We start from the raw sequence: 15,614 nt of genomic DNA, 5'->3' as shown, positions 1-15,614 counted from the left end.
AATAATAGTATTTTTGCATCGTTAAAAAATATCAGAAATGGGAAGAGCGTTTGAATTTAGAAAAGGAAGAAAAATGAAACGTTGGTCAGCAATGGCCAAAGCCTTTACTAGAATTGGTAAAGATATTGTAATGGCAGTAAAAGAGGGAGGTCCAAATCCGGATGCCAACTCTCGATTAAGAGCTGTAATACAGAATGCAAAGGCAGCTAATATGCCTAAAGATAATGTCGAGCGTGCCATTAAAAAAGCAACCGACAAAGATACGGCTAACTACAAAGAAGTATTGTTTGAAGGTTATGCGCCTCACGGAATTGCACTTTTGATTGAAACGGCTACCGATAATAATAATAGAACTGTAGCTAACATTCGTTCTTATTTCAATAAATGTAATGGTACTATGGGAACACAAGGTTCCGTTGAATTTATGTTTGATCATACTTGTAATTTCCGTGTTCCAAAAGAAGGCTTAGATCCTGAAGAATTGGAATTAGAATTCATTGATTTTGGTGCTGAAGAAGTTTTTGAAGACGAAGACGGTATTTTAATCTACGCGCCTTTTGGAAGTTTTGGAACTATTCAAAAAGAATTAGAAAACAGAGGTTTAGAAATTTTATCTTCTGGATTTGAAAGAATTCCTCAAATTACTAAAAAACTTACCGAAGAACAGGTTGCAGACGTAGAAAAGCTAATTGAGAAAATTGAAGAAGATGATGATGTGATGAACGTCTATCATACTATGGAAGAATAATTTCCCTTTTATTGGTTAAGCCCCAATTAATTCAGATACAAACTCTCGATTCGTCGGGAGTTTTTTCGTTTATAAGGGTTAGAAATAAAAAAACTCCAGATTGCTCTGGAGTTTTAATTAGTATTTGCAAAGCAAACTATTTTATGAATTCTATTTTTTGAGCTTCTTCTTCGTTAATACTATCAAAAAATCCTTGTTCGTTCATCCAATCATCGCTAAAGACTTTACTCATGTATCGGGAACCATGATCTGGAAATATCGCAATTACATTACTATCTGGAGTAAACTCCCCTTCCTCTGCATATTGCTTAATTGCCTGAAGTACGGCACCTGAAGTATAGCCTACGAACAAACCTTCTGTTTTAGCTAAATCACGTGTAGCGTGGGCACTTTCTTCATCCGTTACCTTCATGAATTTATCTATAATATCAAAATCAGTAACCGATGGGATTAAGTTTTTACCTAAACCTTCGATTCGGTACGGATAAATTTCCTCTTTATCAAATTCTCTAGTCTCGTGGTATTTTTTTAATACCGAACCAAAAGCATCTACACCTAAAATTTTAATATTTGGATTTTGCTCTTTCAAATACTTAGCAGTACCCGATAAAGTTCCTCCGGTCCCACTACAAGCCACAAGGTGCGTGATTTTTCCGTTGGTTTGTTTCCAAATCTCAGGCCCCGTACTCAGATAGTGAGCATCAAAATTCAATTGATTAAAATATTGATTGATATAAATAGATCCTTTAGTTTCTTCGTGCAAACGTTTCGCTACACTGTAATACGAACGTTCATCATCAGCTGATACGTGTGCAGGGCAAACATATACTTTGGCACCCATAGCACGAAGCATATCGATTTTATCTTTGGATGATTTTGAACTTACCGCTAGAATACAATTGTATCCTTTAATGATACTGACCATCGCCAAACTAAAACCGGTATTACCAGAAGTAGTCTCCACAATGGTATCCCCTGGAGAAAGAATCCCCTGCTTCTCAGCTTGTTCAATAATATAAAGTGCTATTCTGTCTTTGGAGGAGTGACCTGGGTTAAATGCCTCTACCTTAGCATAGAAATTACCTTCTATTCCTTCGGTTACTTTTTTTAGCTTGATAAGTGGTGTATTACCTATCAAATCTAAAACCGAATTATGAGCATTTATTTCTTCTTTCATAAAAAAAAATAGTTTATTCAGGTCTTATTAAAGCAACCCTAATAAGTGACAAATTTAAGAATAAATTTCTAATTATTTTTTAATTTCTTCTAAATCCAATAAAAATGCAAACTCTTTGGCCAACTCTTTAAGGGCTTCAAATCGACCTGACGCCCCGCCATGACCTGCATCCATATTAGTATGAAGGTATAAATTAGTATTTCCTTTTTTATGAGTACGCAATTTAGCAACCCATTTAGCTGGTTCCCAATACTGTACCTGAGAATCGTGTAAACCTGTAGAAACAAATAGATTTGGATAAACTTGTTCTTTCACATTATCATAAGGAGAATAGGATAACATATAGTCGTAATATTTTTTATTATTTGGATTGCCCCATTCGTCATATTCTCCTGTTGTCAACGGAATACTATCATCTAACATCGTTGTAATCACATCTACAAATGGAACCTGCGCAATAACACCGTGGTATAATTCGGGTGCCATATTAACCACTGCTCCCATTAACAATCCGCCTGCCGAACCTCCTTCAGCATACAAATGTGCTGGTGACGTATATTTTTCCCGTATTAAAAATTGAGAACAATCAATAAAATCTGTAAATGTATTTTTCTTTTTCAATAATTTTCCGTCTTCATACCATTGTCTGCCTAAATCTTCGCCACCACGAATGTGCGCAATAGCATAAATAAAACCACGATCTAATAATGACAAACGAGTGGTTGAAAAGTAGGGCTCCATAGTTACGCCATACGATCCATAAGCATACTGCAATAAGGGATTGTTTCCATCTTTTTTCAAACCTTTTCGATACACTAATGAAATAGGTACTTTAACTCCGTCTTTGGCGGTAGCCCAAACGCGCTCTTCTACGTAATTATTTTTATCAAATTGCCCCCCTAAAACGGCTTGCTCTTTTTTGATTTCTTTTTCTTTGGTCTTCATATTGAAATCAATCACCGAAGATGGTGTTGCCAATGATTGGTAACTGTAACGCAAAATATCAGTATCAAAATCAACATTAGTTGTGGTGTAGGCATTGTACGTTTCGCTTCCAAAAGGCAGGTAATACTCCCCTTCTCCACTCCAAGGCATAATGCGAATGTGGTTCAAACCATTGGAACGTTCTTCGACTACCAAATAGTTGCTGAAGATTTCAATGTCTTCAATTAAAACGTCTTCTCGATGCGCAAGGACTTCTTTCCAATGTTTCTTTTCAGTCGCATTTTCAGGAGTTTTCATCAATTTAAAATTGGTCGCTTTGTCTTTATTGGTTAAAATATAAAACGAATCGCCAAAATGAGAAATACTGTATTCTAGTCCGCGAACTCTTGGCTGAAACACTTTGAATTCCGCGTCTGGTGTATCCGAATTCAAAATACGATATTCTGTTGTCAAGGTACTTTCAGCACCAATGACAATGTATTTTTTGGATTTTTCTTTGCCAACCGAAACATTGAAGGTATCGTCTTTTTCTTCATAAACCAATACATCTTTATCGGCTGTAGTTCCCAATTTGTGTTTGAAAATCTGATTGGCACGCAAGGTTACTTTGTCTTGTCGTGTGTAAAAAAGGGTGTGGTTATCATTGGCCCAAACCGAACCTCCTGTTGCATTTTCAATAACATCTGATAGTATTTCATTAGTCTCCAAATTCTTAATTTGAATGGTATAAATACGTCTGCCAACAGTATCAACTCCAAAGGAAGCAAATCGATTGTCTGGACTTACACTCAATCCGCCCAATTGAAAAAAAGTATGTCCTTTGGCCAATTCGTTGCAATCAAATAAAATTTCTTCTTTGGCATCCAGACTTCCTTTTTTACGAGAGTAAATTGGATAATCTTGTCCTTTTTCATATCGTGTGATATAAAAATAGCCATTGTATAAATACGGAACTGATTGATCGTCTTCTTTGATACGCCCTTTCATTTCTTCAAAAAGCGCCTTTTGAAAATCTTTGGTATGCGCCGTCATGGCATCATAATAGGCATTTTCTTGATTCAAATAATCAATCACTTCAGGATTCTCCCTATCATTTAACCAAAAATAATTATCAGTTCGAACCTGATTGTGTTTCTTTAATTGCTTTGGAAGTATTTTAGCTACAGGAGCTGCAATAGTATGTGACATAGACTGTGCTTTAATCGTTGTAAATGAAGACGCAAAAATAACACAAACAAAGTGGAACACTAGTGTATTTTTCATGATTATTTAATTTAAAATAAACATCTAATGTACTAATTTTACACCAAATACTAATCAACAAATAAAGCAATATGGATTTAATGGGAATGATGGGTAAATTAAGAGAAACCCAACAAAAAATAGAAGACACTAAAAAACGTTTGGATTCGGTACTAATTGATGAGCAAAGTAGCGACGGAACACTTAAAGTTACTTTAACTGCCAATAGAACTATCAAATCAATTGCAATTGATGATGCCTTATTAGAAGACAAAGAGCAACTGGAAGATTATTTGATCTTGGTACTCAATAAAGCCATCGAAAAAGCGACTAAAGTAAATGAAGCGGAATTAGATGCGGTAGCCAAAATGGACATGCCCATGATTCCAGGAATGGATAATTTGTTTAAATAATTTAAACTATTCGTTTGGCAGGATATCCTGAGACAAAATCAACCACATTCTGTTTCAGGAAATCTTGTAAATGATTGGATTGCAAATGCAATTGAAAATCAAATTCCGAATAAAATCCCTCCCAAACAATAATTTGTTTCGCATCAGTTGTATTCGAATGTAGTTCAAATAAAAAATTTCCTGCTTCTAACTTAGTTTCTGCTTGTAATTTTTTCAATGCTTCGATTGCAGTATCAAAATCAACCTCGGGTTTAATAGCCAAGATTGCAGTAGAAAAATAATGCGAATTGTTTTTTGCAACAGGTTCAATCAAATCCCATAAGTTCCCGTACAAATCTTCAAAAACCAACACCTTTCCGTAATTTTCTTGCTTAGATTCGCGAACAATATTGACTTTTTTGTCTATTAAATTTTGACGTTCTCTTTCTAAATTATCCGTATTTAAGAATAAGAAAACGCGTCCTCCCGTTTGATTTCCTATAGATTTTAACTGTTCTTCATTGGCCGCTTTCGCTAATAACAATCGGCATTGCGAATTATTTGGAGCAACAACCACCCAACGTTTAGTATCACTTAAGACGGTATCTTCAATTAAATCAAAATGTAATTTCTGCGTATAAAAAGCAATCGCTTCGTCATAGTCTTTAACTACTAAAGTAATTTGGTTGATGTGATTCGCCATTATTAAAGAGTTAACTTTTCTAAAGTTTCTAAAACATAGGTATGCATCACTTCGCGGTAGTCCAAATGCGTTACAATTCGCAATTTGCCTTGACCCATCGAACTAATTAAAATGTTCTTCTGTTTTAGGATTTCCATGAACTGACTTTCATTGACTTGTGGCGCCAACGAAAATATTAATATATTAGTTTCTACAGGCTCAACCGAAGCTACCCAATCTTTACGCTCTAAAACGGCTGCCAATTCTTTGGCACGACGATGATCATCCGCTAAACGTTCTATATTATGATCCAAGGCATAGATTCCAGCAGCAGCCAAATAGCCTACTTGACGCATTCCACCACCAAAAATTTTACGAACACGCAAGGCACGATGAATCGTTTTCTTGTCCGCCAATAAAACAGAACCTATTGGTGCGCCTAGTCCTTTGGATAAACAAACCGAAATCGTATCAAATAGTTTTCCGAATTCTTTTGGATCTTGGTTTTTGGTTACCAAAGCATTCCAAATTCGGGCACCATCCAAATGAAATTTTAAATTGTGATCCACACAAACTTGTTTGATTTGGCGCAAATCCTCTAATTCATAACAAGCTCCTCCTCCTTTGTTAGTGGTGTTTTCTACACAAACCAAACTCGTCAACGGACTGTGGTAAAATTCCGGATCGTTAATTGCTGATTTCACTTGAGCAGCCGTAATCATTCCGCGATTGCCATTCAACAAACAACAGGAAACACCGCTATTGAAAGAAACGCCACCACCTTCGTAGTTGTAAACGTGCGCATATTTATCTGCAATTAATTGTTCGCCCGGTTGGGTATGCAATTTAATTGCCGTTTGATTCGCCATCGTTCCTGAAGGGAAAAATAATCCCGCTTCCATTCCGAATAGTGCTGCTACTTTAGCCTCTAATTCAATTACTGTTGGGTCTTGTTTGTACACATCGTCGCCTACAACTGCATTGAACATGTATTGTAACATTTCGTGTGTAGGCTTTGTAATCGTATCGCTAACTAGGTTTATTTCCATTTTTATGTTGTTATAGTGAAGGACAAACAATAGTCGAATTGTCTTTCCTTAAAAAAGTCTTATTTTTGCCTCACAAAATTACATAATTTATGACAACTACCGAACAAATAAAAGGTATTGTAGAACGCCTTGGTGCGTTGAGGAGGTATCTTTGACGTTGATGCCAAATTAATTGAAATTACAAACGAGGAAGAAAAGACCTTTGCACCTGACTTTTGGAACAATGCCAAAGAAGCTGAAATCGTTGTCAAAAACCTTCGAAACAAGAAAAAGTGGATTGAAGATTACAACAAAGCTGTTGAGCTGAGTGATGAATTGCAGTTAGCGTATGAATTTTACAAAGAAGGCGAACTTTCGGTAGAAGAATTAGACGAACAATATCGTGCCACCGAGTTGCATATAGAAAGCATTGAATTCAAAAATATGCTTTCGGAAGAAGGAGATACTTTGAGCGCCGTGCTACAAATTACGGCTGGTGCCGGAGGTACAGAAAGTTGTGATTGGGCCTCTATGTTGATGCGAATGTACTTGATGTGGGCTGAAAAACAAGGCTACAAAGTCAAAGAATTGAACTTCCAGGAAGGTGATGTAGCGGGAATCAAAACTGTGACTTTGGAAATTGAAGGCGATTATGCTTTTGGTTATTTGAAAGGAGAAAATGGTGTGCATCGATTAGTACGAATTTCGCCTTTTGATAGCAATGCCAAAAGACATACGTCGTTTGTTTCTGTTTATGTGTATCCGTTAGTAGATGATACCATCGAAATAGACATTAATCCAGCAGATATCGAAATTACTACTGCTCGTTCCAGTGGTGCTGGTGGACAAAATGTAAATAAGGTAGAGACTAAAGTACAATTGGTACACAAACCAACAGGCATTCAGATTCAATGTTCGGAAACGCGTTCGCAACACGATAATAGAAACCGTGCGATGCAAATGCTTCGTTCGCAATTGTACGAAATTGAGTTGAAAAAACAACTTGCCCAACGTGCCGATATTGAAGCAGGTAAGATGAAAATTGAATGGGGATCGCAAATTAGAAATTACGTAATGCACCCCTACAAATTAGTCAAAGACGTTCGTAGCGGATTCGAATCAACCGATGTAGATGGCGTGATGAATGGAGAAATTGACCATTTCTTGAAAGCTTATCTGATGATGATGGGACAAAAAGAAGAAGAATAAACTTCATTTTAAACTCAAAATACAACTCCTCAACTTTCTAATTAAGAATAGTTTGAGGAGCTTTTTATTTTCAAAAAAGTTGTGATTTCATCTTTAATTGATTTTATTTGAATTAAATACTGTTATTAACCAACCTAAAACTATGAAATCGTATTCTATTCAAGAGATCAACGAAGTACTCAAAGGTACTATTGTTGGATCAATTAACCCCACAATTACCGCTCCTGAACAACTAGACGAAGCATCTGCAACTGAAATTACTTTTATTGGTCACCGAAAATATGAAAAAAATTGGGCTACTTCAAAAGCCTGTGCTGCTGTAGTCAACGAAGATATTAGCATCGAACCTGGAGACAATCGGATATTTATCAAAGTAAAAAATGCCGATTTAGCGATGTCACAGGTATTGGAACTTTTTGCACCGCCAAGTCCCGTATTTCATGTCGAAATTCATCCAACTGCCGTAATTGATGCTTCAGCTACAATTGGAAAAGGGAGTAAAATTGGAGCCAATGTGTATGTTGGTCCCAAAACAACCATCGGAGAAAATACCATCCTCTACCCTAACGTAACCGTTTTGGACGAATGTTCCATTGGAAATAATACTGTAATTTGGTCAGGAACTGTAGTTCGTGAACGTTGTCATATTGGTCATCATTGTATCATCCATCCTAATGCGACTATTGGCGCTGATGGTTTTGGTTTCAGACCTGATCCTGAAAAAGGCTTGGTGAAGATTCCGCAAATTGGGAATGTCGTGATTGGAAATGGCGTTGAAATTGGGGCTAACTCTTGCGTAGACCGAGGGAAATTTAGTTCTACCGTTTTAGGCGACGGCTGTAAAATTGACAATTTAGTTCAAATTGGTCACAACAGTAAACTAGGTCGTTTTTGTATTATGGCTGGAAACTCTGGATTGGCAGGTTCTGTTACTTTAGGAACAGGTGTTATCATTGGCGGAAGCGCTTCTATTAAAGACCACACAACTCTTGGCGACGGCGCTATTGTAGGTGCGGGTTCAGGAGTTGTAAGTAATGTAGAGGCGGGAAAAACCGTTTTAGGTTACCCAGCCGTTGATGCTAGAGATGCATTAAAACAATGGGCGATTTTAAAACGTCTTGTAGAAGATTCTAAAAAATAGTCCTACAATTTTATCAAAAATATAACATCTACAACCATACAAAATGGTTGTATGATTTCGTATTTTCGCTTTCTAATTTGACAAAAAAGCATTTCAATGGATTTGAATTTCAATAAAAACGAAGATCACAACAAATTATTACTTTCGGAACTCCGCAGAAAGTTGGGAGAAGTAAAACTGGGAGGCGGAGAAAAACGCATTCAAAAATTACATGCTGAAGGAAAAATGACAGCACGTGAACGTATTGATTATTTACTTGATGCTAACGAAAAAAGTATTGAAATTGGAGCCTTTGTGGGCGAAGGAATGTACAAAGAACACGGCGGCTGTCCATCGGGCGGGGTCGTAGTTAAACTAGGATACATCAAAGGAAAACAATGTATTGTCGTTGCCAATGATGCGACTGTAAAAGCGGGTGCTTGGTTTCCAATAACCGCTAAGAAAAACCTTCGTGCGCAAGAAATTGCCATGGAAAATCGCATTCCTATTATCTATTTAGTGGATAGTGCTGGGGTGTATTTGCCTTTACAAGATGAAATTTTTCCTGACAAAGAACACTTTGGTCGCATATTCAGAAACAATGCCTTAATGAGCAGTATGGGAATTACTCAAATTTCGGCAGTGATGGGAAGTTGTGTGGCTGGCGGGGCGTACTTACCCATCATGAGTGACGAAGCTTTAATTGTAGACAAAACCGGAAGTATCTTTTTAGCCGGAAGTTATTTAGTGAAAGCCGCTATTGGCGAAAGCATTGACAACGAGACATTAGGTGGTGCAACAACGCATTGCGAAATCTCAGGAGTGACCGATTATAAAGCCAAAGATGACAAAGACGCTTTGGACAAAATAAAAAATATCGTTGATAAAATTGGTGATTATAACAAAGCCGGTTTCAACCGAATCAAATCAGAGAAACCTGCTCAAGACGAAAACGAATTGTATGGCGTGCTCCCAAAAGCGCGTACCGATCAATACGATATGATGGAAATCATCAAGCGAATGGTGGATAATTCTGAATTTGAAGCTTACAAAGAAGGTTATGGTCAAACTATCATTACGGGCTATGCTCGAATAGACGGTTGGGCTGTGGGAATAGTAGCCAATCAACGAAAAGTAGTCAAAACTAAAAACGGCGAAATGCAATTTGGTGGGGTGATTTACTCCGATTCAGCAGACAAAGCAACACGATTTATAGCCAATTGCAACCAAAAGAAAATTCCGTTAGTGTTTTTACAAGATGTAACTGGATTTATGGTAGGTAGCAAATCGGAGCATGGCGGTATTATAAAAGACGGTGCCAAAATGGTGAATGCTGTTTCCAATTCGGTGGTGCCAAAATTCACTGTCATTGTTGGCAACTCTTATGGAGCTGGGAATTATGCCATGTGTGGGAAAGCTTACGACCCGCGTTTGATTGTGGCTTGGCCGAGTGCTGAATTAGCCGTAATGGGTGGCACACAAGCTGCCAAAGTATTGGCGCAGATTGAAGCTAGTTCGCTAAAAGCAAAAGGAGAAGAAGTCGATGAAGCTAAAGAAGCAGAATTGTTTGCCAAAATAAAAGCACGTTATGACGAACAAGTATCGCCTTACTATGCAGCCTCTCGTTTATGGACTGATGCCATTATTGACCCTATAGAAACGCGTACTTGGATTTCGATGGGAATTGAAGCGGCCAACCACGCTCCTATTGAGAAACCATTTAATTTAGGGGTGATTCAAACATAAAATAAAAAGAGAGGTAATTACCTCTCTTTTTTTATTCTCTAAATTAATTAACCAATACTTTGGTCTCGTATTACTTTACCGGTAGCAGTTCGCTTAAATTCTGAAATAAATACAATCTCTTTTGGTTTTTCGTATTTGTCTAAAACTTCAAAAATAGATTCGTCAATTGGCATTGATTCCCCTTCCACATACAATACTAATTTTTCTCCTAAAAGTTCATCGGCTTGTCCGTACACAAAAAAGCAGTTTGAAATTGAGGATGCTAGTTTTTCTTCTATTTGCTCCGGAATTAATTTGATCCCGCCGCTATTAATCACGTTATCAATACGGCCTTTCCAAACAAACTGAGTATCTGAAATTAATTCGGCCAAATCATTAGTCTTGATAGTTTCAGTACTAATTTTATGCGCATCAATCACTAAACACTGTCTGTCATCAATTGTGATTTTTACATTAGGCAAGACCGAAAAAGCACTCTCTCCTATTCGCTTTGCTGCAATATGCGTAATCGTTTCGGTCATTCCGTAAGTTTCATAAATCTGAGACGGAACCTTAACTAACTCTTGTTCTAAAGTTTTATTTACTTTGGCACCTCCAATAATTAACGTTTTAATTCGGCCTAAGTCTTTCATAGAATTTTTAGCTTGTAAAGGCACCATTCCACAAAAATCAAAAGATCCTTTTACTCCTTCTAATGGATGCGAACTTGGTGCTACAAATTCCATGTCTAAACCTAAAATAAAGGCTCTTACAAACATCATTTTACCCGCAACATAGTCGGTTGGTAAACAATGAAGCACTTTTTGCCCAGGTTGCAAATCAAAAAAATCTCCTGTTGCTAAAGCTGAATTGACCATCGCTTGTTTGTCTACACGAATATTTTTTGGTGCCCCTGTAGAACCCGAGGTATTCATTTCTAAATAGGGTTTTGCATCAAACCAATCCAAAATAAAAATCCCTAGCGGTTTTTCATAAGCTTCCCCTTCTTTAATAAACGAATAGGCTACGCGAAGTAAATCGTCTTTGGTAAAACTAAAGCCATTTAATTTGAACTTGTTGTGAACGTTTTGATAAGTTACTGTACTCATTAGTATTTATTTAGGTAATATTTAAAATCTTCCTGTTAATTTTTCTTTCCAATTAGACCAATGGTATTTTTTTGCAAAAAGCAAAATTAGCATTGGAAAAATAATACTCACCGGTAAAATGATATCAAAGAAAACACTTGGATCTGAGGTGCTTTTTAAAATGGAATGGGTTTGAAATGCAGTCCAATCCGAAGTGACTAATAAAGCTGCAATAAAATTATTCGCAAAATGAAAGCCCAAGGCTAATTCTATTCCGTCATCCATCAAAGTGATAATCCCCAAAAATAATCCTGTCCCGATATAGTATATTAAAATAGAATACCCCATTTTATCTACTTCGGGATTAGCGATATGCAATAACCCAAAAATAACTGATGTCATGAGCAATGGAAACCATTTGTTTTTTGCCAAATTTCCGAAACCTTGCATCAAGTATCCTCTAAAAATTAATTCTTCACAACCTATTTGGAAAGGAAAAAGTAATAATCCAATACCAAATAAAACCAAAAATGGAATCCAATTCAACTGAACTATGAAATCCTCTGGATACAAAATGTAAACAACAACTGTGGAAACGATTGAGATTCCAGCCCAAATAGAAAATGAAAATAAGACGCGGTGCCAATCTATCTTAGATCGAGATGTAATGATTTGTATGAATGATTGTTTGTGAAAAAACCGAACTAAAGCATATAATTGAAAGAACACAATAACAAATGAGACTAACATCAAAAACAAGCTCAGATTGGAATCAAAAAAATTCATCGTTGCTTCATACGAACTTGGATAAGGAATTTTATCTATAGAAGACTTGAGAAGTACTCCCAAGGTAAAAGGCAATTGCCCAACTATGGAAGCACAAAACAAAATAAAAGAACCCACTAAATATTTCCAAAATACTGATTCTTTTGTGCTAACTTGTTCTAAAAACATAGTTTGATTTGTAAAATTATGTCTCTAAAATACAGTTTTAATTTCAATTTTCATTACTTCGCAAAAAATTAATACTATGATTGAAATATACCACAACCCGCGTTGCGGAAAATCAAGAAACTGTTTGGCATTAGTTTCTGAAAAAGAAGAAGCAATTACTGTTATCAAATACCTGGAAAATCCTTTGTCAAATCAAAATCTTAAAGAGTTACTTCAAAAACTCAACTTTAAACCCATTCAATTGGTTCGAGTAAAAGAAAAAATTTGGATTGAAAATTTTAAAAACAAACAACTGACCGACGAAGGGATTATTCAAGCAATGGTTGATCACCCTATTCTAATTGAAAGACCAATTGTGGTAAAAGGAAACAAAGCTATTATAGGAAGAGTAATCGATGAGTTGAATCAATTTATTTTGTAAATAACGTATTTAACTTTTATTTATGAACTGACTAATGTAACCTTTTCCAGTTTATAGAGTCTAAACACCGTAATTAAAAATCATAATTGATGAAAAAATTAAATGCAATTGCATTAATCCTACTGTTTTTAAGCAGTATTATAAGCTTTGGTCAACAAGCACCAATTAAAGCAAAATTAAAAGTAACAGGTAAAGTTGTTGAAAAAACAACCAACCAACCTCTTGAATATGCAACAATAACATTACGCCTACCAGACAATCCTAAAGCAGTTGCGGGTGGAATTACCAACAACAAAGGGGAATTTGCTGTAGAAGTCAACCCAGGCACTTATGCAATTTCTATAGAATTTATTTCATTTAAACCTACCGAAATTAAATCGAAATCAATACAGAGCAATACGAATTTAGGAACAATTGCACTATTAGAAGATGCAGCACAATTAAATGAAGTTGTTGTCCGCGCTGAAAAAACAACAGTTGAGATAAAATTAGATAAAAAAGTTTTTAATGTAGGTACCGATTTAATGGTAAAAGGAGGTACAGTAAGTGATGTGCTTTCGAATATTCCATCTGTGTCAGTTGACGTAGAGGGAAATGTTAGTTTGCGTGGTAATGAAAATGTCAGAATCTTAATTGATGGGAGACCATCGAATGCAATCAATATAGTCGAAGCACTGCGAATTATTCCTGCTGATGCCATTGACAAAGTGGAAGTAATTACCAATCCATCAGCAAGATATGATGCTGAAGGTGGTGGGGGGATTCTTAATATTATTTTGAAAAAAGGAAAGAATCAAGGGTTTAATGGAACATTTATAGCTAGTGGTGGATTTCCAGAAAATACTAGTTTGACAGGAACTGTAAACTACAAAACTAAAAATATTAGTTTATATACAACTCAAGGTTACAGCCTTAGAAGTAGTCCAGGAAATATGATCAATGAAACAGCCTATCTAAATCCAGACAATTCAGTTAAAAATTATATTATAGAGCCTCGAACAAATGATCGATATGGTAAAGGCTATAATGCAAATATCGGAATGGATATAAACATTAATGAGTCAACTACTTGGACAAATACATTTAATTACAGAAATAATTTAGGAATTAATAACGATTTAGTATTTCAAAACTACCTGACGGCTCTAAATGAATTTGATAATACAAGAACTCGTTTAAATAGAGAAAATAGTGATAGTGAAAACTTTGAATACACATCTAATTTTGTAAAAAACTTTAAAAAGCCTGGACATAAATTCAGTATTGACGGTTCAATTTCTTCTAATAATGATGATAATACCGCATTCATTACTGAAACTGCTACAAATACAACCGCAATAAAAATTGACAATACCTTAAATAATCAACAACAAGATCGAATTTTAATTCAAAGTGATTATGTTTTACCTCTTAAAAATGGTAGTCAATTTGAAGCAGGATACAGAGGTGATTTTTTAGATCTTTTAACTGATTATGAAGTAATGATTAACGGTGTCATTAATCCGAATTTTACAAATATCCTACAATACAAAGAAAAGGTAAATGCATTGTATACTCAATACGGTTTCAAAAAAAACAAAGCCTCCTTTCTTTTGGGTCTGCGTTATGAGGATTCTAATATTGAAATCAATCAGTTGGCTACATCAGATTTTAACACCAAGAAGTATGGTAATTTCTTCCCATCTGCATTTTTTACTTACGAATTATCTGATAAGGCTAGCACATCAATTAGCTATAGCCGAAGAATTCAGAGACCTCGCGGAAGATTATTAAACCCATTTAACAATTTATCAAGTAATATAAACATCTTTGTTGGTAATCCTGATTTAGATCCATCTATGACAGACGCAATAGATTTTGGGTATATAAAACGATGGTCTAAATTAACATTAAGTACTTCTTTATATCTAAACAAAACAATTGATGCGTTTCAATTTGCAAGAAGAGAATCGGGTAGTTTTGTTAACGGAACCCCAATAATCATTAGTTCACCAATCAATTTAGCGACAGAATATCGCTCAGGTTTTGAATTTACCTTAAATTATTCTCCATACAAATGGTGGAAGTTGAATTCTAACTTCAACTTTTTTAGAAGTGAAACTGATGGCGATTTTACTTATACTAATTTTAATAACGTAAAGATTGTTCAAAACTTTGACAATGTGGCGACATCTTGGTTTAGCCGATTGACATCGAAAATTACACTTCCAAACAAAATTGATTGGCAAACCAATTTAATGTATATGGGTGGTCAAACTAATGCGCAGGGAAGAGTGATTGGGAATTTTAGTGCTAATCTTGCCTTCAGTAAAGATGTGATGAAAGATAAAGGAACATTTACTCTAAATGTAAGTGATGTTTTTAATGGTCGAAAAAGAATTATGGAGACTTTCTTACCTGGTGTAATTAGTTCAAGATCTGAAATGCAATGGCGAGTAAGACAAGTCACTCTTTCCTTCACGTACCGCTTTAATAAAGCTAAAAACGAAAGAGAAAGACAACCAAAGAGATTAAACGATGGTGGTGGTGATATGGAATTTCAAGGTTAAAAGTATAGGTTAGGTTAATTCATAAAAAAAGCTCCATAAATGGAGCTTTTTTTTGTAAAACAAACTATTTAATTAGATTGCTCTTCTTTCTTTTTTGCTTTCTTTTCTTTGTAAGCTTCCCAAGAAGCTCCACCTACCCAATACGACACGAATCCAACTAAAAAAAACATTAGCCAAAAACCCATTGTCAAAATAGTTAAGAAAAGTAAAAAGCCTAAGTACTGTGAAAAAGTAAACATATTTTCCGGAATTAAGTGTATACAAGTACAAATGTAAGTTTAATATTTTGTCCCGACAACAAAAAAATAAAAAACAAATCGTTAAAATTTCAAGA

At 35.6% G+C, this 15,614-nt stretch carries 13 protein-coding genes; 7 read left to right on the top strand and 6 right to left on the bottom strand.

Features of this window, described 5'->3' with window-relative positions:
- Positions 1 to 37: 37 nt before the first annotated feature.
- Positions 38 to 748, top strand: a complete 711-nt coding sequence (locus LPC20_RS07265) for a YebC/PmpR family DNA-binding transcriptional regulator (RefSeq protein ID WP_229323968.1) — start codon at positions 38 to 40, stop codon at positions 746 to 748.
- A 136-nt stretch (positions 749 to 884) separates the two neighbouring features.
- On the opposite strand, the gene capA is transcribed toward LPC20_RS07265, so the two are convergent.
- Both capA and LPC20_RS07255 read right to left on the bottom strand, forming a co-directional pair.
- Positions 885 to 1,925 carry a cysteate synthase gene (capA, locus tag LPC20_RS07260; protein WP_229323966.1) on the bottom strand — a complete coding sequence of 347 codons (1,041 nt, stop codon included), beginning with the start codon at positions 1,923 to 1,925 and terminating at the stop codon, positions 885 to 887.
- A gap of 72 nt (positions 1,926 to 1,997) precedes the next feature.
- Positions 1,998 to 4,133, bottom strand: coding sequence for a S9 family peptidase (locus tag LPC20_RS07255; RefSeq protein WP_229323964.1), 2,136 nt, complete (start codon positions 4,131 to 4,133; stop codon positions 1,998 to 2,000).
- A gap of 71 nt (positions 4,134 to 4,204) precedes the next feature.
- Here LPC20_RS07255 and LPC20_RS07250 point away from each other — a divergent pair, with 71 nt between their 5' ends.
- A complete protein-coding gene (locus LPC20_RS07250) occupies positions 4,205 to 4,525 on the top strand; it encodes a YbaB/EbfC family nucleoid-associated protein (RefSeq protein ID WP_229323962.1) in 321 nt (106 codons plus the stop codon).
- Position 4,526: 1 nt separating this feature from the next.
- On the opposite strand, the gene LPC20_RS07245 is transcribed toward LPC20_RS07250, so the two are convergent.
- Entirely contained in the window at positions 4,527 to 5,207 is a 681-nt protein-coding gene (locus LPC20_RS07245; RefSeq protein WP_229323960.1) for a VOC family protein, read from the bottom strand.
- Between the two features lie 2 nt (positions 5,208 to 5,209).
- Positions 5,210 to 6,235 (bottom strand): threonine aldolase family protein, encoded by a 1,026-nt coding sequence (locus LPC20_RS07240; protein ID WP_229323958.1) that lies wholly within the window; start codon positions 6,233 to 6,235, stop codon positions 5,210 to 5,212.
- An 89-nt stretch (positions 6,236 to 6,324) separates the two neighbouring features.
- Here LPC20_RS07240 and prfB point away from each other — a divergent pair.
- From prfB to LPC20_RS07225, 3 genes are all read left to right on the top strand, one after another.
- Positions 6,325 to 7,423, top strand: a protein-coding gene (gene prfB / locus LPC20_RS07235; RefSeq protein ID WP_229323956.1) for a peptide chain release factor 2 whose coding sequence is annotated in 2 segments (ribosomal slippage) — positions 6,325 to 6,387 and positions 6,389 to 7,423 — 1,098 coding nt in all. Because the reading frame shifts where the segments join, the coding sequence is not laid out codon by codon here.
- Positions 7,424 to 7,565: 142 nt separating this feature from the next.
- Positions 7,566 to 8,564 (top strand): UDP-3-O-(3-hydroxymyristoyl)glucosamine N-acyltransferase, encoded by a 999-nt coding sequence (lpxD, locus tag LPC20_RS07230; protein ID WP_229323954.1) that lies wholly within the window; start codon positions 7,566 to 7,568, stop codon positions 8,562 to 8,564.
- A gap of 96 nt (positions 8,565 to 8,660) precedes the next feature.
- A complete protein-coding gene (locus LPC20_RS07225; protein ID WP_229323952.1) occupies positions 8,661 to 10,289 on the top strand; it encodes an acyl-CoA carboxylase subunit beta in 1,629 nt (542 codons plus the stop codon).
- A gap of 47 nt (positions 10,290 to 10,336) precedes the next feature.
- Here LPC20_RS07225 and LPC20_RS07220 read toward each other — a convergent pair whose 3' ends face one another.
- Together LPC20_RS07220 and LPC20_RS07215 are read right to left on the bottom strand one after the other, a co-directional pair.
- Positions 10,337 to 11,377, bottom strand: coding sequence for an AMP-binding protein (locus LPC20_RS07220; RefSeq protein ID WP_229323950.1), 1,041 nt, complete (start codon positions 11,375 to 11,377; stop codon positions 10,337 to 10,339).
- Between the two features lie 21 nt (positions 11,378 to 11,398).
- Positions 11,399 to 12,310 (bottom strand): CPBP family intramembrane glutamic endopeptidase, encoded by a 912-nt coding sequence (locus tag LPC20_RS07215; RefSeq protein ID WP_229323948.1) that lies wholly within the window; start codon positions 12,308 to 12,310, stop codon positions 11,399 to 11,401.
- Positions 12,311 to 12,386: 76 nt separating this feature from the next.
- Between LPC20_RS07215 and arsC the strand changes: the two genes are divergently transcribed.
- Together arsC and LPC20_RS07205 are read left to right on the top strand one after the other, a co-directional pair.
- Positions 12,387 to 12,731 carry an arsenate reductase (glutaredoxin) gene (gene arsC / locus LPC20_RS07210; protein WP_229323946.1) on the top strand — a complete coding sequence of 115 codons (345 nt, stop codon included), beginning with the start codon at positions 12,387 to 12,389 and terminating at the stop codon, positions 12,729 to 12,731.
- 89 nt (positions 12,732 to 12,820) lie between these two features.
- Positions 12,821 to 15,280 (top strand): TonB-dependent receptor, encoded by a 2,460-nt coding sequence (locus LPC20_RS07205; RefSeq protein WP_229323945.1) that lies wholly within the window; start codon positions 12,821 to 12,823, stop codon positions 15,278 to 15,280.
- Positions 15,281 to 15,614 lie beyond the last annotated feature (334 nt).

Origin of the sequence: Flavobacterium ammonificans, assembly GCF_020886115.1 — a bacterium.
GTDB classification, from domain to species: domain Bacteria; phylum Bacteroidota; class Bacteroidia; order Flavobacteriales; family Flavobacteriaceae; genus Flavobacterium; species Flavobacterium ammonificans.
Note: the sequence above shows the minus strand (reverse complement) of the source record. Positions and strands in the feature narration are given on the sequence as shown.